This window comes from Synechococcus sp. A15-28, assembly GCF_014280175.1.
GTDB lineage: Bacteria > Cyanobacteriota > Cyanobacteriia > PCC-6307 > Cyanobiaceae > Parasynechococcus.
The window spans coordinates 294074-309238 of record NZ_CP047931.1 but is presented as its reverse complement, the minus strand read 5'-3'; the positions used below and the strand labels follow the sequence as shown (position 1 = coordinate 309238).

Annotated in this window: 18 protein-coding genes; 11 read left to right on the top strand and 7 right to left on the bottom strand. The window is 64.0% G+C overall.

Features of this window, described 5'->3' with window-relative positions; genetic code table 11:
* Positions 1-42 precede the first annotated feature (42 nt).
* From SynA1528_RS01565 to SynA1528_RS01550, 4 genes are read left to right on the top strand one after another with little or no spacing between them, the layout of a single operon-like run.
* Entirely contained in the window at positions 43-1314 is a 1272-nt protein-coding gene (locus tag SynA1528_RS01565) for an FIST signal transduction protein (RefSeq protein ID WP_186587394.1), read from the top strand.
* Positions 1315-1317: 3 nt separating this feature from the next.
* Positions 1318-2028 carry a tRNA (guanosine(46)-N7)-methyltransferase TrmB gene (trmB, locus tag SynA1528_RS01560; RefSeq protein ID WP_186587393.1) on the top strand — a complete coding sequence of 237 codons (711 nt, stop codon included), beginning with the start codon at positions 1318-1320 and terminating at the stop codon, positions 2026-2028.
* A gap of 2 nt (positions 2029-2030) precedes the next feature.
* A complete protein-coding gene (locus SynA1528_RS01555; protein ID WP_186587392.1) occupies positions 2031-3326 on the top strand; it encodes an IctB family putative bicarbonate transporter in 1296 nt (431 codons plus the stop codon).
* The gene (locus SynA1528_RS01550; protein ID WP_186587391.1) at positions 3326-4264 is read left to right on the top strand and encodes a BadF/BadG/BcrA/BcrD ATPase family protein; all 939 of its coding nucleotides are present in this window, start codon (positions 3326-3328) and stop codon (positions 4262-4264) included. Before SynA1528_RS01555 ends, SynA1528_RS01550 begins: the two co-directional genes overlap by 1 nt.
* Here the strand turns inward: SynA1528_RS01550 and glmM are convergent.
* A complete protein-coding gene (glmM, locus tag SynA1528_RS01545; RefSeq protein WP_186587390.1) occupies positions 4251-5639 on the bottom strand; it encodes a phosphoglucosamine mutase in 1389 nt (462 codons plus the stop codon). The genes SynA1528_RS01550 and glmM overlap by 14 nt on opposite strands.
* 116 nt (positions 5640-5755) lie before the next feature.
* On the opposite strand from glmM, the gene SynA1528_RS01540 reads away from it, so the two are divergent.
* The gene (locus SynA1528_RS01540; RefSeq protein ID WP_186587389.1) at positions 5756-7792 is read left to right on the top strand and encodes a lytic transglycosylase domain-containing protein; all 2037 of its coding nucleotides are present in this window, start codon (positions 5756-5758) and stop codon (positions 7790-7792) included.
* Here the strand turns inward: SynA1528_RS01540 and SynA1528_RS01535 are convergent.
* Positions 7691-8191 carry a hypothetical protein gene (locus SynA1528_RS01535; RefSeq protein ID WP_186587388.1) on the bottom strand — a complete coding sequence of 167 codons (501 nt, stop codon included), beginning with the start codon at positions 8189-8191 and terminating at the stop codon, positions 7691-7693. The two genes, SynA1528_RS01540 and SynA1528_RS01535, sit on opposite strands and share 102 nt — an antisense overlap.
* Before the next feature lie 64 nt (positions 8192-8255).
* On the opposite strand from SynA1528_RS01535, the gene SynA1528_RS01530 reads away from it, so the two are divergent.
* Together SynA1528_RS01530 and thyX are read left to right on the top strand one after the other, a co-directional pair.
* Positions 8256-8810, top strand: a complete 555-nt coding sequence (locus tag SynA1528_RS01530; RefSeq protein ID WP_186587387.1) for a thioredoxin family protein — start codon at positions 8256-8258, stop codon at positions 8808-8810.
* Between the two features lie 77 nt (positions 8811-8887).
* Positions 8888-9610: an FAD-dependent thymidylate synthase gene (gene thyX / locus SynA1528_RS01525; RefSeq protein WP_186587386.1), complete on the top strand. Its 723-nt coding sequence runs from the start codon at positions 8888-8890 to the stop codon at positions 9608-9610.
* Here the strand turns inward: thyX and dcd are convergent.
* Positions 9607-10200 (bottom strand): dCTP deaminase, encoded by a 594-nt coding sequence (gene dcd / locus SynA1528_RS01520; protein WP_186587385.1) that lies wholly within the window; start codon positions 10198-10200, stop codon positions 9607-9609. The two genes, thyX and dcd, sit on opposite strands and share 4 nt — an antisense overlap.
* Positions 10200-10793 (bottom strand): cob(I)yrinic acid a,c-diamide adenosyltransferase, encoded by a 594-nt coding sequence (locus tag SynA1528_RS01515; RefSeq protein ID WP_186588218.1) that lies wholly within the window; start codon positions 10791-10793, stop codon positions 10200-10202. The genes dcd and SynA1528_RS01515 overlap by 1 nt, the downstream gene beginning before the upstream one ends.
* Before the next feature lie 147 nt (positions 10794-10940).
* Between SynA1528_RS01515 and rph the strand changes: the two genes are divergently transcribed.
* From rph to SynA1528_RS01495, 4 genes are read left to right on the top strand one after another with little or no spacing between them, the layout of a single operon-like run.
* Positions 10941-11690 (top strand): ribonuclease PH, encoded by a 750-nt coding sequence (gene rph / locus SynA1528_RS01510; protein ID WP_186587384.1) that lies wholly within the window; start codon positions 10941-10943, stop codon positions 11688-11690.
* A gap of 59 nt (positions 11691-11749) precedes the next feature.
* Positions 11750-12463: a global nitrogen regulator NtcA gene (gene ntcA / locus SynA1528_RS01505; RefSeq protein ID WP_186587383.1), complete on the top strand. Its 714-nt coding sequence runs from the start codon at positions 11750-11752 to the stop codon at positions 12461-12463.
* Between the two features lie 27 nt (positions 12464-12490).
* Positions 12491-13645: a DUF3084 family protein gene (locus tag SynA1528_RS01500; protein WP_186587382.1), complete on the top strand. Its 1155-nt coding sequence runs from the start codon at positions 12491-12493 to the stop codon at positions 13643-13645.
* The gene (locus SynA1528_RS01495) at positions 13642-14082 is read left to right on the top strand and encodes a RuvC family protein (RefSeq protein ID WP_186587381.1); all 441 of its coding nucleotides are present in this window, start codon (positions 13642-13644) and stop codon (positions 14080-14082) included. The genes SynA1528_RS01500 and SynA1528_RS01495 overlap by 4 nt, the downstream gene beginning before the upstream one ends.
* Here the strand turns inward: SynA1528_RS01495 and SynA1528_RS01490 are convergent.
* From SynA1528_RS01490 to SynA1528_RS01480, 3 genes are read right to left on the bottom strand one after another with little or no spacing between them, the layout of a single operon-like run.
* A complete protein-coding gene (locus SynA1528_RS01490) occupies positions 14060-14317 on the bottom strand; it encodes a DUF3146 family protein (protein ID WP_186587380.1) in 258 nt (85 codons plus the stop codon). The genes SynA1528_RS01495 and SynA1528_RS01490 overlap by 23 nt on opposite strands.
* Positions 14314-14925: an aminoacyl-tRNA hydrolase gene (gene pth / locus SynA1528_RS01485; protein ID WP_186587379.1), complete on the bottom strand. Its 612-nt coding sequence runs from the start codon at positions 14923-14925 to the stop codon at positions 14314-14316. The genes SynA1528_RS01490 and pth overlap by 4 nt, the downstream gene beginning before the upstream one ends.
* Positions 14926-14931: 6 nt before the next feature.
* Entirely contained in the window at positions 14932-15165 is a 234-nt protein-coding gene (locus tag SynA1528_RS01480; protein WP_186587378.1) for a TatA/E family twin arginine-targeting protein translocase, read from the bottom strand.

Sequence of the window (15165 nt, the reverse complement as noted above, 5' to 3'; positions counted from 1 at the left end):
GATGTCCCGCACAGTGCTGCCGGGATTGATAAGGTCCGATTCATGGCCCCTTTCTCTCCCCTCGACTGGATTCGCTCTGCGACCTCATCGCCCAGTTGTCGGTCGGCCCTCTCCACTCGTCCCTCGATGGAGGAAGCGGTTCGCGACGTCGTCAGCCAGCTGGGTCGACGGGGGGAAGCGGATCTGGCCTTGGTGTTCGCCTCGACGGGGTACGCCAGCGACCTGCCCCGACTGTTGCCGCTCCTGCGCCGGGAGTTGAGGTCCAGGCACTGGCTTGGAGCCGCCGGAGGAGGTGTTGTTGGTACCCGCGCCGATGGCAGTGCCGCCGAAATCGAGCAGGCGCCGTCCCTCAGCGTGACCCTGCTGAATCTGCCCGGTGCCGACATCGAAACCGTGGCTCTCTCTACGGCGAAGCTGCCGGATCTCGACGGTTCTGCTCAGCGATGGCAGGACTGGAGTGGCCTCAATCCAGACCAGTGCCGCAGCCAGATCCTGCTCATCGATCCCACCAGCAGCAACATCAACGATCTGATCAGCGGCATGGACTATGCCTTTCCAGCCGCTGAGAAAATCGGCGGAATTGCCTGCACGCACAATGCACCCCACGGCTCACTGCTGTTCGATGACCGCGTGGTGACCGGCGCGGTGATCTGCTCCATCGGCGGCGATTGGCGCCTGGACAGCGTGGTGGCTCAAGGATGCCGTCCGATCGGGCCGGTGTTTTCAATCGAGCAGGTTCAGCGCAACGTGGTGCTTGAACTGAGTGACGGGGAACGTCGCGACACCCCGGTGGCCTGCCTGCAGCGGATCCTGGCGGACCTGACCGAGGTGGAACGGGAGCAAGTCCGTCATTCCCTCTTTCTCGGCATCGAACGCCGAAACCTGCAGCTCACCCCCAACAGTCTTGAAGGTGATGGTGGCGCCTTCCTGGTGCGCAATCTGATCGGGGTGGATCCCAACAACGGTGCCGTGGCCGTTGCCGACCGGGTGCGTCCCGGGATGAATGTTCAGTTCCAGCTGCGGGAAGCTGACGCCTCCCGCCATGAAGCGCTCCACCTGCTGCGCTCATCGATCGAGGGCACAGAATCCGCTCCCGTGTTCGGTCTGCTGATGGCCTGCCTGGGGCGTGGCCAGGGATTGTTCGGCCAGCCGGATGGCGATGTGACCCTGGCCAGATCGGTGATGCCGAACCTGCCGATGGCCGGTGCCTTCTGCAATGGTGAAATCGGCCCGGTCGCCGGATCCACGCATCTTCACGGCTACACCGCCTGCTGGGGGCTGCTGAGGCAGGATCCTCCCTCCAATGCCGATTGAGCGTTGCGCCAGCACGTCAATCCCCTCAGCCGCTTCTTCCAGCTGCCGCTGCAGCTGCCGTCTCCCGCAGAGCTGTTCGTCCACCCCGACCAACCGATTCATCTCGATATCGGTTGTGCCCGTGGACGCTGCATCCTGGGACTCGCTGAACTGAACCCGGCCTGGAACCATCTGGGCGTGGAGATTCGACGCCCCCTGGTGACCTCCGCCGACCGCGATGCCGTCGCCAGTGGCAACGGCAATGTGCGTGTGCTGTTCTGCAATGCCAACATCAGCCTGGAAAGTTGGCTTGCCGCGCTGCCGGACGACAGGTTGCAGCGGGTTTCCGTGCAATTTCCCGACCCGTGGTTCAAACGCCGGCATCGCAAGCGGCGTGTTCTGCAGCCCGCTCTGCTGCTGGCCATCGCGGCGGCCCTTCAGCCCGGGCGAGAGCTGTTTCTGCAGAGCGATGTGCTGGCGGTGATCGAACCGATGGTGGCCCTCACGGAACTGAGCGGTTGTTTCAACCGTCCTGAATCGGATGCGAGACCCTGGCGGGATGACAACCCCCTGGCCGTCCCCACGGAACGGGAGCAGTACGTCCTCGATAAAAATCTTCCCGTGTATCGGGTGCTCTACCAGCGCAACGCACATCCACTCCCCGATGCGGAGGCACTGGAAAACCGCTGGCAGGAGCTCGATAATCCCGCTGAGACGGTCTTCACTGACGCCTAGCGATGGCCGATGCCACTGATCACCCGTCCAGCTCACTGCTCCTGCGCTGGCGGGGATGCCTGACGGCGACGGCGGCCGTGCAGCAGCGGTTGGAGCGGCTCTCGGGGGTGGTGCTGACGCTGCTGCTGGCCAGCCTGCCCTTCGTGACCCGCAGTGGCCTGGGGCTGGAAATCGCCGCCGCCGGCCTGCTTTGGCTGCTCTGGTCACTGATCACCCCCGCTGAAGGGATCGGAGCCATCAGCCGCTGGGTGCTGCTTTACCTCGCCATCGCTTTGGTCAGCACAGGGTTCTCGCCTGTGCCGATCGCGGCCACCAAGGGCCTGCTGAAGCTGGCCAGTTACCTGGGGGTGTTCGCCCTGATGCGCACGCTGCTGGAACGGCAGATCATCTGGTGGGACCGACTGCTGGCCGCCCTGTTGGGAGGGGGTCTTTTGAGCAGTGTCCTGGCGCTGCGGCAGCTGTATGCCTCCACCGAAGAGCTCGCCGGCTGGGCCGATCCCAACTCCGTGAGTGCCGGCACGATTCGCATTTACGGGCCGCTGGGGAATCCCAATCTCCTGGCGGGCTACCTCCTGCCCCTGGTGCCGTTGGCGTGCATTGCCGCGTTGCGCTGGAGGCGGCTGAGTTACCGGCTGGTCGCTGCGGCGACAGCCCTGCTGGCGGGGGCCGCCACGCTGTTCACCTACAGCCGCGGCGGCTGGCTGGGTCTCCTGGTGGCCTTGGCCCTGGCGGGACTGCTGCTGCTGCTCCGCGGCACAGCCCACTGGCCTCCCCTGTGGCGACGCCTGCTGCCCCTTGGCGCCCTGGTGGTTGGAGGCATCGTTCTGGCATTGGCGATCACTCAGCTGGAACCGATCCGCACCCGGGCAATGAGCCTGCTGGCCGGTCGCGGTGACAGCTCCAACAACTTCCGCATCAATGTGTGGCTGGCGGCGCTCGACATGGTTCAAGACCGTCCCTGGCTGGGGATCGGGCCCGGCAACACCGCCTTCAACAGCATCTACCCACTTTATCAGCAGCCGAAGTTCAATGCCCTCAGCGCTTACTCCGTGCCGCTAGAAATCCTGGTGGAGACTGGTATTCCAGGGCTGCTGGCCTGCCTGGGACTGCTGCTGAGCAGCATCCAGCGCGGACTCCGCATCCACGGGCCGCAGGGGTTGATCGCCATCGGCAGCCTCGCCGCCATTGCCGGACTGCTCACCCAGGGCATCACCGACACGATCTTCTTCCGACCGGAGGTGCAGCTGATCGGCTGGTTTGCTCTTGCCAGCCTCAGCGTCAGCTGGCTGCGAAAGTGATGCAGCTCGCAGGATTCGATGCCGGCCAGACCAAGACCCGCTGCCGGGTCTGCCGCTGGGGGGGGGATCATTGGCAGACCCTTGGGGAAGGACTGGGGCCTGGCGTTTCTCACCTCGATGCCGCCGGCGGTGACGAACGGTTCCGCCAGGCCGTGCTCATCAGCCTGAAGACTGCCCTTGAAGGGCAGGCGGACCTGAGGCTGGATGCTGCCGTGATCGGTGCCAGCGGCATTGAGCAGGGCACTCCCCTGCAGCCGAGAGCCACAGCGTTACTGGCGGACGCCTTGTCTCTCCCCCGGAGCCAAACCCTGGCCACCGGCGACGAACGCACCGCTCTGCGGGGAGCGTTTCCCGATGGTGACGGAATCATTCTGATCAGCGGCACCGGCATGATCTGCATCGGCCGGGACCGCCATGGGCGGGAACACCGCTGCGGCGGGTGGGGCTGGATGCTCGATGGCGCTGGTTCAGCCTTTGATCTGGGTCATCAGGGTTTGCAACTGACCCTGCAAATGGCGGATGGGAGGCTGCCGGACCACCCCCTGCGCCAGCGGATGTGGGAGCAACTGGATTGCCGCAGCCATGCCGATGTCAAAGCCTGGGTGGTGCACCCGTCTCGCGCTGCCGCAGACCTGGCCGCCCTGGCGCCGCTGCTGGTGGAAGCCGCTGACGCCGGCCTTCCGGCAGCACAGATGATCGTCCAGCATTCGGCTGCAGCTCTGGTGTGCTGCTCCGCCACGGTGGCTCGGGAACTCGCCCTGCAGCAGCCGGCGGTAACGGGGCTCGGCAGCGTGCTGCTGCACCAGGGCAGTGTTCAACGGGCGGTTGAGGAGGGAATCGTCGCTGAGATCCCCGGTGCACGCTGGGCACCCTCTGCGTCGGATGCCTGCTGGGGCGCACTCACCATGGCCCGAGAGCTGGTGCTCAGGCCGCGTTGAGGTGCTCATCGGCCAAGGCCGCCAGGTGCTGGGTCCAGCGGTCCACCAACGACTGCTCCTCCGCTTCCACCATCACCCGCAGCACCGGCTCGGTGCCACTGGCGCGCACCAACACCCGCCCGGCGTCCCCCATGCTCGCTTCCGCCTGGAGCACCCCCTCTTGAAGCGGCATGCAGCTGGACCATCCCTTGCGGCGGGCGCGGTCCTGAACCGTCACATTCACCAGCTTCTGGGGGTAAGGCTGGAAACTGCGATCCAGCCAGTCGCTCAAGGCGATGTCCTGGGCATGACACAGCGTCGCCAGTTGCAGCGCCGTCAGCACCCCATCCCCGCAGAGCCCATGGGAGGCAGCGAGGATGTGACCGGACTGCTCACCACCCAGGGCGGCGCCACTGGACACCATCGCGGCATGGACATGCTGGTCGCCAACGGGCGTGCGCTCCAGCACACCGCCGCGACGCTCCCAGGCCCTTTCAAATCCGAGGTTGGACATCACGGTGGCGACCAGACGATCGCCCGGCAAGGCCTTTTGGTCCTGGAGTACCGATCCCCAGAGATAAAGCACGTGATCGCCATCCACCACCCGACCCTGGGCATCCACCGCCAGCATCCGGTCCGCGTCGCCGTCGAAGGCGAAGCCCATGACAGCCCCCTGGGCCACCACCGCCTGGCGAAGAGGGTCCAGTTGGGTTGACCCACAGGCCACATTGATCCGTTCCCCATCCGGCTGGCCATGCAGCACGGTCAGGTCAGCGCCGAGGGACTGAAACACCTCAGCTGCGCAGGCTGTGGCCGATCCCCAGCAGAGATCCAGCACGATCGGGACGCCGTTCAGCCGCCGCCCCCCCACCGAACGCAGCAGCTTGTCCTGATAGGTCGTCAACAGATCCTGCCGCTGAACCGAGCGACCGCAGCGGCTTGGGCCTTCGTCCTCGACGTCCCCCCGCAGACCGGCTTCCACCCTCGCCTGACGCTCAGAGCTCAGCTTCGTGCCATCGGCGCCGAACACCTTGATGCCGTTGTCGGCGGGAGGGTTATGGCTCGCCGACACCATCAGGCCACCTGCCGCACCCACCTCACGGGTCAACAGGGGAACCGCTGGTGTGGCACAGAGCCCAAGGTCCCAGACATCCCGCCCCGCCGCCGTCAGTCCCGCCGTCAACGCCGCCACCAGCATGCTGCCGCTGCTGCGGGAATCCATCCCGATCAGTACGGGGCCGTCTGCCTTGAGCACGCGACCGATCCAGTACCCGACCTGTAAGCAAAGAGCCGGCGACAGCTCCGAACCTGCACGGCCCCGAATGCCGTCGGTGCCGAAGCCTGGCGCTGAAGACCCGAGCGAGGGCCCGATCGACGGGACGGCGCTTTGAACCATGGGTCTCATTCGTGAATCGAAGACTACAAACCGCGGCCCGAACCCTCCGCATCCCAGGTGACAGGTGGCCTGCCGCCCTCAACGGGCCGCAGAATGTGACCAGTTCCGGCGACAGCGTGCCCGCAGGACCCCGGAGCCTCGTTCTTCTGCTGCTCACCACGGCCGGACTGAGCCTGACGGCCGTGGTGGCAGGCCAGCAGCTGCTGCTGGAACGTCGATCGGCGCTGAATCCCAGGACACCAGTGGTGGAGTTGTGGCGAACCTATCGATGGTCCATCGATCCGCTGCGCCGACGCGAAGCGGCTCTATTGATGAGCACCAAGGGGCAGACCCTGGCGGGTCAAGGTTGGGGGAATGACCCTCTGGCCGCAGTGGCACTGGCCCTGGCCGCTGAGAGTCAGCAGAACCGTGGCGATCAAGCCGCCGCCGACCGGCTCTGGCAACAGCTGCTGAAGCGCTTCCGGGATGAAACGGTGAGTGCAAGGGCCCGGCAGTACCAGCCCGACCTGCATCCGGAACTGCTGGAACGGTTTCCGTCCCACCCCGCAGCCCTCGCCACCGCAGTGGCCATGGCGCCAACCCCGGAACGCAGCCATCAGGGAGCCCAGCACCTGGCTCGGTGGGGTTGGCGCTGGCCGGGCGCGATGGACCGGCTGCGAGCGGCCTGCAGCGCAGAAGAGCCGAGCCGATCAGAACGCCAGAACCTTGCCTGGGCCCTGGCCATGCTTGGGGCCGGATCATCCGCCCTGGACTGTCTCCAAGGGGGAGCCGCTGACGCGGAGACGGGACTTGCCGTGGGACGTGCCCTGATCCGAGGTGCTGCGGAGCAGCACACCCAGGGAGAGCAGATGCTGCTGGATCTGATTCAGCAGCATCCGGAAACCTCCGCCGCTGATGAGGCGGTTCGCCTGCTGATGGAACCCCTGTTCCCAGACCCGGCGTTGGTGGAGGCCATCCCTCCATCCGTGGCGAAGCGCTCTGCGGCTGTCGCTGCAGCCCGGGTTCGACTCAACGGTGGGATGGGCACGCTTGAGGTGCTCCAACGCTGGCCTGACGACCGCGATAGCTGGCAACTGCAGTGGGACGAAGCTCGGGCGGCACTGCTGAACGAGCGCTGGGAGCGGGCTCGAGACCTGTTGACGGCTCTGCCACCAGGCACCCTGCCTCCCCCGCTGGAGGCACGTCAGCTGTTCTGGCTGGGCTTGAGCGAAGAACGCACAGGAAACAACAAGGCCGCCAGACGCCATTGGCATCAGCTCGTCGACACCCACCCCCCGGGCTACTACCGCTGGCGGGCAGACATGCGTCTGGGTGACACCAAGCCCCTGCGTCTGGACCGACCCTCGACAACCCTGCCCGTCACGACGTGGGCTCCCCTCAACAGTCGCTATCCAGAGGTGAACACCCTCTGGAGATTGGGGCTTGCCCAACAGGCCTGGGATGCCTGGTTGTCGCTGCGTGATCCCCGGACTCCGCAGTCAGCGGAGGAGCAACTGGTGGAAGGACGATTGCGGCTCAGCGTGGATGACCCCTGGAACGGGCTGGATCAGCTCCAGCGACTGAGCGTGCGCTGGGTGCCAACGAGCTGCCAGCAGCGCCTGTTGCTGCATCGGAGTCAGAACCCTGTCTTCTTCCCAGAAGCCATCGAATCCGCATCATCACGGCACCGCGTGGATCCAACCTTGCTGCTGGCCATCGCCAAACAGGAATCGCGCTTTTCACCGGGCGTGCGGTCCACGGCTGGCGCCGTCGGCGTGATGCAGCTGATGCCCTCCACGGCCGCCTCCGTCGCAGATGAAGCGTTGCAGGAGCAAGACCTGACGAACCCATCCACCAACATCCTGCTGGGAGCGGCGTACCTGAAATCGCTGCTTCAGCTCTGGGAAGGGAATGCCTTCCTCAGCATTGCCAGTTACAACGCTGGGCCAGGCGCCGTCAGCTCCTGGCCTTCGCCAAAGAGCGATCCGACCATCGAGCTCTGGGTGGAGCGCATTCCATACGCCGAAACGCGTTACTACACCAAAAAAGTTCTCGACAACGTCCTGAGTTACTCAGGCGGTGAGTGGCCCGTTTGCGACCCCGTCCAGGGGATGCGGCAGGCAGTGACCGAGTCCAATACCGGCGTAGAGAACAAACCCCAGCAACAGGAGTGAGCCCCGGGGGGCCGTCAGAACCCCGAGACGAACCAGGTCAAGCCGCGCCAACAACAGCGCAGACGCCAGGATCAGCAGATCGGAGAGAAAATTCAGCCGCAGCGAGTAAATCCCAAGAACGATCACCAGCAACAACGTGACCAGCAGCGTCATCACCCGACTGGACGCCATCACCAGGGAAATCCTCTGCATGAGCAACTCCGGCATCGTGCAGATCACCAGAACCACCAGCACCTGAATCGCTTCTGCTGCGAACAGCAATTCCAGAGGGACGGTGCGCGACTGAACGACCTGCTGCTGGGCCATGGACCACTGATGGCCCATCACCACAGCAACGCCGAACAGAACACCGATCATCGGCGCCCGCAGCGGCAGATTCAGCAGCCCAAACCGACCCATGAAGTCACGCTAATCACGGGTCAGAAAGACGACTGCCAGAGTGGACTGACACCCTGACAAGCCCATGACAGGCAGTTCTCCACAACCCTTGCTGGGACCTGTTGAACGGATCGTGCTCGTGGTGGCTGCCATCGTCCTGGCGGTGGTTCTCAGCACGATGCGGGGTGGACTTCAGAGCGCTTCCCCGCTGGAACAGCTGGCCAGGCAATCCCTCGAGCCGGAGGTTGCCCTCAGCAATGGGCGCCCAACGATGGTGGAGTTCTACGCCGACTGGTGTCAGGTCTGCCGTGAAATGGCCCCCGCCATGCTGAAGCTGGAACGAAGCACCCAACAACAGCTGGATGTGGTGATGGTGAACGTTGACAATCCCCGCTGGCAGGATCTGGTGGATCGCTACGACGTCAACGGCATCCCCCAACTCAATCTGTTTGACGCCAACGGTGATGCGGTCGGCCGCTCGATCGGTCTAAGGCGGGAGGAGGAACTTTCCCTCCTCGCCAATGCGCTGATCCAAGGGTCCCCCCTGCCGTCGCTGCAAGGGCTGGGCCGTGTGAGTGAACGAGACGACGAATCGCCTCTGCAGGCCTCTCTGACGGCGGGGCCCCGCAGCCACGGTTGATCACGGCGCGACGGATTCACGCGGGCAGCCTGCTGCGATCAGCGGCATGATCACCTCACCGCCCCGTCGTCATCGCCATGGATCGCTTCCGGGTTGATCTGATCGCTGCCACACCCAACCCTCAGCTCTGCGTGTATGCGGCCATGCATCAGGACTACAGCGAGGGTTTCGTCGCGGCTGATCGTGACAACTGGCCGGATGAACAACGGGCTGGTGAGATCTGCGTCAAACGCCTTCTGTCGGGCGAACGCGGTCATTACGGACCGATGGAGCACGCCCAGATCGTGCTGAATGTGGGCTGGTTTCCCCATTCGGTGATGCAGCAGGCCCGCACGCACCGGGTTGGGGTCAGCTTCGATGTGCAATCCATGCGCTACACCGGCGAGCGCATCTGTCGCGCCGCAGAAGGGGAGCTGGATCTGGAGGAGGTTTTCTACCTGCGACCGGTCGGTGACTACAGCGATCGCCAGGGCAAGAAGTACGCCTACCCCGAAAGCCAGCGGTCCTTGGATCTCGATCTCTGCCGAGCTGCTGCTCGCCGCTATCGCGACCTGCTGCAGGCAGGCTTCGCTGAAGAGCATGCCCGAGGCATCCTCCCTTTCGACTACCGCCAGCACTTTGTGGTGAGCTTCAGCCTGCGGGCCTTTCTGCATTTCATGGATCTTCGGGCCAAGCTCGATGCCCAGCTGGAAATCCGCCAGCTTTGCGATCTGATGTGGCCCCACATGGTGGCCTGGGCACCTGAATTCGCCGGCTGGTACGAAAAGAGCCGACTGCACCGCGCCCGTCTGGCTCCTTAGATCCTGGCCAGGGTGACGCGTTCCTGCTGGTGCTGGTATTTGCCCTGGCGATCGCTGTAGGTGGTGTCGCAGGGATCACCCTCGAAGAACAGCAGCTGACAGATGCCCTCTTCGGCATAGATGCGGCAGTCAGCTCCGGAGCTGTTGCTGAACTCAAGGGTGAGGTGACCCTCCCAGCTCGCTTCCGCCGGCGTGGTGTTCACGATGATGCCGAGGCGGGCATAGGTGCTCTTGCCGAGGCAGATCACCGTGATGTTGGGGGGAACACGCATCTTCTCCATCGCGACCCCAAGCCCATATGAGTGGGCCGGAAGAATGAAATACCGACCGTCCTCGTCCTCATGCAGGGGTGTCGGTTCGAGGTTGGCTGGATTGAAACGCTTGGGATTCATCACCGTGCCAGGCACATGGCGAAAAATCATGAATTCCTGCGCTGACAGGCGCAGGTCGTAGCCGTAGGAGGAACAGCCGAAACTCAGCACCGGCCGTGCTTTCTGGTCGGGATCCAGATGGCGGACCAAGCCCTTCTGGAACGGCTCCAGCATGCCCTGAGCGGCCTGTTCGGTGATCCAGCGATCGTTCTTGAGCATCAGAAACCTCGGCGCAACTGGGTGACCTGATCCGCCATGGCCACGATGCTCGGGGGTATGGCGGGCCCCGTGATCACCACATCCATCGCCGGCGGCCGCTGGTCGAGGGCCTCCAGCAGTTCCGCCTCCTCGACGTAGCCCAAACCGACGGCGAGGCCCACTTCATCCAGGACCAGCTGATCGATATCGCCATCGCGGAGATGGCTGCGGCAGAACTGCCAGACCCCATCAACAGCCGCAGCACCACTGGGATGGCCGGCCTCCGACAGACAAGCCGGCACATCCGGGCGAAGCCAGGTCAGCCCTCCGCAGAGACGCACACAACCCTCAGGACCCTGATGCACGCCACCTTTGAGGAACTGTGCAATCAGCACACGGCTGCCGAGCCCAGCAGCACGCATCGCCTGGCTGAGAACACTGGAAAAGCTGCCCCGATAGGTCGCGGTGTGGACCTGCAGCTGCCCCTCCGGTTCCACCAGATGCAGGGGTGGACGGACCGGCACCAGCGGACGAAGACCAGCCCGTTCGAGAGCCCTGTGGTCTTGATCCGGGGAATCCGAGGAGCGATGGCTTGTCGTGAGGCTGGCGGTCATCTCGGCTGCAGTCACCCGGGAGACCCGGCAGACCTTGAATGTAGCGGTGCAAAGCCACTCCACAAGGGTTCAGACACCATCCATGGTGTGACGTTCCATCAAGCCACGACATCGCCTGTCAGGCTTGGGATCAGCTGACATGCGCTGATGCCTGCATCCACGCCCACGCGGGCTGACGGCCGGGGAGCAGAAGAGCTGCGCCCGTTCTCCGTGGACTGGGATCCGATGTCCTTCGCCCTGAGTTCCCTGATCGTGCGCACGGGCCGAACGGCTGTTCTCTGCAGCGTTTCCCTGGAGGAGGACGTGCCCCGCTGGCGCAGGGGCGGCCATTGCGGCTGGCTCACGGCTGAATATCGTCTGCTTCCCGGTTCGACGCCGCAACGACAGTCCCGGGAACTGATGAAACTCTCCGGCAGAACGCAGGAGATCCAACGCCTCATCGGCCGCAGTCTCCGGGCCGTTCTCGACATGGAGGCACTGGGCGAGCGCACCCTTCTGATCGACTGCGATGTGATCCAGGCCGACGCCGGCACCCGCACCGCGTCGATCACCGGCGCCTGGATTGCCCTGCGACGGGCCTGCGACCGCCTCCTCGCCCAGGGCGTGTTGTCGCAGGATCCGATCCGCCATCAACTGGCGGCGGTTTCCGTAGGACTGATCGACGCCGTGCCCCTGCTGGATTTTGACTACAGCGAAGACAGCTGTGCCGATGTGGATCTCAACGTGGTGACCACCGGCGACGGCCGCCTGCTCGAATTGCAGGGGACAGCGGAGCAGGCGCCGTTCAGCCGCTCCGAGCTCGATGCCATGCTCAACCTGGCTGAATCCGGCATTCAGGAGCTGATGCGTGGGCAGCGTCTCGCCCTGGCGACGGACACCGGTTCGAGGATTTCGTAATAACGACTACATGGCGGGTCATGGCGCATTCGTAATTTCCCAACAGTTGCGAGGAAACCATGGTGGCCAGCAGTGGTTTCAGTCGCTATTCACCACAACAACCGCAGGGATCAGGTGCAGCTGAACGCAGCCGCACCCTTCTGGATGTCATCCGTGATCTGGATGGAGCCAGCACTGAGCTGGTGGAACGCAACAAGACGATCTTCTTCCCGGGGGATCCGGCTGAACGGGTTTATCTGATCCGTCGCGGTGCTGTGCGGCTGTCTCGGGTTTACGAATCCGGTGAAGAGATCACCGTGGCGCTGCTGCGCGAAAACAGCCTGTTTGGTGTGCTGTCTCTGCTCACCGGACACCGTTCCGACCGCTTTTATCACGCTGTCGCTTTCACGCGGGTCGAGATGGTGACCGCCCCTGCCGCCTCGGTCCGTGCCGCCATCGAAGCGGACACCGGTGTCGGCCTGCGCCTTCTGCAAGGACTTTCCAGCCGGATTCTGCAAACCGAAACGATGATTGAAACCCTCACCCATCGAGACATGTCGTCTCGTCTGGTGAGTTTTCTGCTGGTGCTGTGCCGGGATTTCGGCGTCCCGGACGAGCTCGGGATCACAATTGATCTGCGTCTGTCCCATCAGGCCATCGCCGAAGCCATTGGCTCCACACGCGTCACGATCACCCGTCTGCTGGGAGACTTGCGCCAATCCGGGCTGGTTCAGATTGACCGCAAGAAGATCACGGTGCTGGATCCCATCGCCCTGGCCAAGCGGTTCAGCTGACTTCAGCCTCCATGGCGGGGGCGAGCGATGAGCGGTTGGCTGCTGATTCTGGCCCTGCTGATCCTCGGTGGTGTGCTGTCGACCCTGGGTGATCGTCTTGGCAGTCGTGTGGGGAAGGCGCGGCTGAGTCTGTTCAACCTGAGGCCTCGTCGCACCGCTGTATTGATCACGGTGCTCACCGGCAGCCTGATCAGTGCCCTATCTCTGGGCCTTCTACTTCTGGTGAGCCGCCAGCTGCGGGTTGGCCTGTTCGAGCTCGATGCGCTGCAGGCCAAACTCCGAGATAGCCGTTCTGCCCTAGATGCAGCCGAAGCGGATCGGCGCGACGCCAGATCAGCCACGGAGCGGATCGAAGCGGAATTGATCACCACCCGGCGACGGGCCGCAACCCTGCGGCAGGAGCTTGAACCACTGCAACAACAGAAACTTCAGCTGGAGCAGGAACGGAACCGACTGACGGCCGACATCCAGGCCCGGGACCTCGACATTCAGCGCACGGAAGCGGAACTTCGCAGTGTGCGGGATCGAATCAAGGCTGGGGAACAGGAACTCACATCCCTGGAGAAGGATCTTCTGGCCTTGCGCCGTGGATCCGTTGTGCTGCGCAGTGGGCAACCCCTGGCGACAGCCACGGTCCGGCTTGAGCAACCAGAGCAGGCCAAACAGGTGGTGGATCGGTTGCTGCAGGAAGCCAACCAGACCGCCTACGTCAGGGTCAGACCTGGGGAAACCCCAGATCGCCAGATCCTGCTGGTGCCCCGCAGCGATGTGGAAAGGCTGCAACAAACCCTTCGCCAATCAGGCACCTGGGTCGTGTCGATGCGATCAGCGGGCAATGTGCTGCGGGGTGAGGCCGTTGTGTATGCCTACCCGGATGTGAAACCGAACCGAACCATCACCCGCCCCGACGAGGTGCTGGCCACCACCACCCTCGAGCCAGAGGAACGCGGATCAGAGGCGGTCCGCAACCGTCTCAACCTGCTGCTGGCCTCAGCCTTTGCGGAAGTTCAACGACGGGGATCACTCACTGAGGGACTCCAATTCGATGGCAACGCCTTGAACGCGCTGGGGCTTGAGCTGGTGGAACGCGTCGACAGCCAACCTCTCGAGCTGCAGGTGATCGCGGCACGCAGCAGCGACACGGCGGATCCTGTCGCCGTCCGCTTGATTGTTAGGCAATGAGCCATCTTGTGGGACTGGACCCCGGTCGTGCCAAGTGCGGTCTGGTCCTGGTGGATCCTGAACAGCGTCTCGTCCTCGAGGGTGTTGTGCTGCCGGTCTCGCGCGTCATCGATCAGCTGACAACCTGGTCCAAACAGGGAGGGGTGGGACTGATCCTGCTGGGGAACGGCACCAGCTCGAAACAATGGCAGCCATCCTTGCGGAGGCTGGCATCCGTCGACGTCGTTGAAGAACAGGGCACAACGCTGCGCGCCCGGGAGCGTTACTGGCAGCTCTGGCCTGCCAGGGGCTGGAGGAAACTGTTGCCCCGGGGCATGCGCGTGCCCCCCGGCGACCTGGATGCGGTGGCGGCTCTGGTGATGGTGGAGGATCACCTTGGATCTCGTTGCCGATGGCCTCAGCCGCGGCCGACCTTCAAAAGCGTGCCCGCACCGTGAAGGTGTAATCGCCACCAGGCTCCAATCGGTAATCAGCCCGCACCAGGAAGCGCAGCAAAGCGTCCTGGATCAAAGCGCGGCCGAGGGAGGGCTCGACCGTGAGTTCACCCCGATCAAAGGCCCAGTGAAAGGACCACTCAAAACCGCCGGCCGAAACCTCTCCTTCAACGCACTGATCGCTGAAGCACTGCCGTAGAACCCGCAGGTGAGCTGTTGTGGCAGGAAGCGCTGTCATTCGATCGCCGCGGGACGAAAGCCGTTGATCCAGTTACCGGCGCGGTCCAGTCCCTGCCGCTGTATCCGCTGAATGGACTCCAGAACAGCGTCAAGCACGGCATTCACGTCCGGTTGCTCTGCCTTGCTGAAGGGACCGAGCACATGGGAGACGGTGCGCGCCCGACGTTCCACGGGGTTCTCCGCCGGAGCACCGATGCCGATGCGCAGGCGAGGAAAAGCCTGCGTCCCCAGATGCTGGATTGTGCTGCGCAAACCGTTGTGCCCTCCCGCACTGCCCTGGGCGCGTAAACGCAGCCGCCCCAATGGGAGATCCATGTCGTCCACGAGGACCAGCAGCTGCTCTGGAGTGAACCCAAACCAGTCGAGGGCTGCTCGAATCGAGCGACCACTGTCGTTCATGTAGGTCTGAGGCATGAGCAGCCTCAACCGGCTCTCACCGAACCCTTGCTCCGCCGCCAGACCATGCAATTTGGTCTGCTGACGGAAACTGAAGCCTTCGCGGGAGCCCATCCGCTCCAGGGCCATGAAGCCGATGTTGTGACGGGTCCCCTCGTACTTCGGACCTGGATTGCCGAGGCCGACAACCAGCCGGAGCACATCAGCCATCGGGGCTCAGTCGTTGGGAGGTGTCGTGCTGGATGCCTCTGCATCCGAAGACGTCAACTGTTCCGGCTCAGCCATCGCTTTATTGATTTCCCGCTCGAATTCCTTGGAAGCGGATTGGAACCCCTTCAGGGTCTTGCCAAGGGTCCGGCCGAGCTCAGGAAGCCGCTTGGGACCGAAGACAAGAAGTGCAACGGCGCCGATCACCGCCATTTCGGGGAGGCCGACGCCGAAAACGTTCAT

Excerpts from the sequence above, each read along its gene's own strand:
- SynA1528_RS01565 (WP_186587394.1), top strand. The coding sequence starts at position 43 with ATGGCCCCTTTCTCTCCCCTCGACTGGATTCGCTCTGCGACCTCATCG.
- SynA1528_RS01555 (WP_186587392.1), top strand. The coding sequence starts at position 2,031 with ATGGCCGATGCCACTGATCACCCGTCCAGCTCACTGCTCCTGCGCTGG.
- SynA1528_RS01550 (WP_186587391.1), top strand. The coding sequence starts at position 3,326 with ATGCAGCTCGCAGGATTCGATGCCGGCCAGACCAAGACCCGCTGCCGG.
- glmM (WP_186587390.1), bottom strand. The coding sequence starts at position 5,639 with ATGGTTCAAAGCGCCGTCCCGTCGATCGGGCCCTCGCTCGGGTCTTCA.
- SynA1528_RS01535 (WP_186587388.1), bottom strand. The coding sequence starts at position 8,191 with ATGGGTCGGTTTGGGCTGCTGAATCTGCCGCTGCGGGCGCCGATGATC.
- SynA1528_RS01530 (WP_186587387.1), top strand. The coding sequence starts at position 8,256 with ATGACAGGCAGTTCTCCACAACCCTTGCTGGGACCTGTTGAACGGATC.
- thyX (WP_186587386.1), top strand. The coding sequence starts at position 8,888 with ATGGATCGCTTCCGGGTTGATCTGATCGCTGCCACACCCAACCCTCAG.
- dcd (WP_186587385.1), bottom strand. The coding sequence starts at position 10,200 with ATGCTCAAGAACGATCGCTGGATCACCGAACAGGCCGCTCAGGGCATG.
- SynA1528_RS01515 (WP_186588218.1), bottom strand. The coding sequence starts at position 10,793 with ATGACCGCCAGCCTCACGACAAGCCATCGCTCCTCGGATTCCCCGGAT.
- rph (WP_186587384.1), top strand. The coding sequence starts at position 10,941 with ATGCCTGCATCCACGCCCACGCGGGCTGACGGCCGGGGAGCAGAAGAG.
- ntcA (WP_186587383.1), top strand. The coding sequence starts at position 11,750 with ATGGTGGCCAGCAGTGGTTTCAGTCGCTATTCACCACAACAACCGCAG.
- SynA1528_RS01500 (WP_186587382.1), top strand. The coding sequence starts at position 12,491 with ATGAGCGGTTGGCTGCTGATTCTGGCCCTGCTGATCCTCGGTGGTGTG.
- SynA1528_RS01495 (WP_186587381.1), top strand. The coding sequence starts at position 13,642 with ATGAGCCATCTTGTGGGACTGGACCCCGGTCGTGCCAAGTGCGGTCTG.
- SynA1528_RS01490 (WP_186587380.1), bottom strand. The coding sequence starts at position 14,317 with ATGACAGCGCTTCCTGCCACAACAGCTCACCTGCGGGTTCTACGGCAG.
- pth (WP_186587379.1), bottom strand. The coding sequence starts at position 14,925 with ATGGCTGATGTGCTCCGGCTGGTTGTCGGCCTCGGCAATCCAGGTCCG.
- SynA1528_RS01480 (WP_186587378.1), bottom strand. The coding sequence starts at position 15,165 with ATGAACGTTTTCGGCGTCGGCCTCCCCGAAATGGCGGTGATCGGCGCC.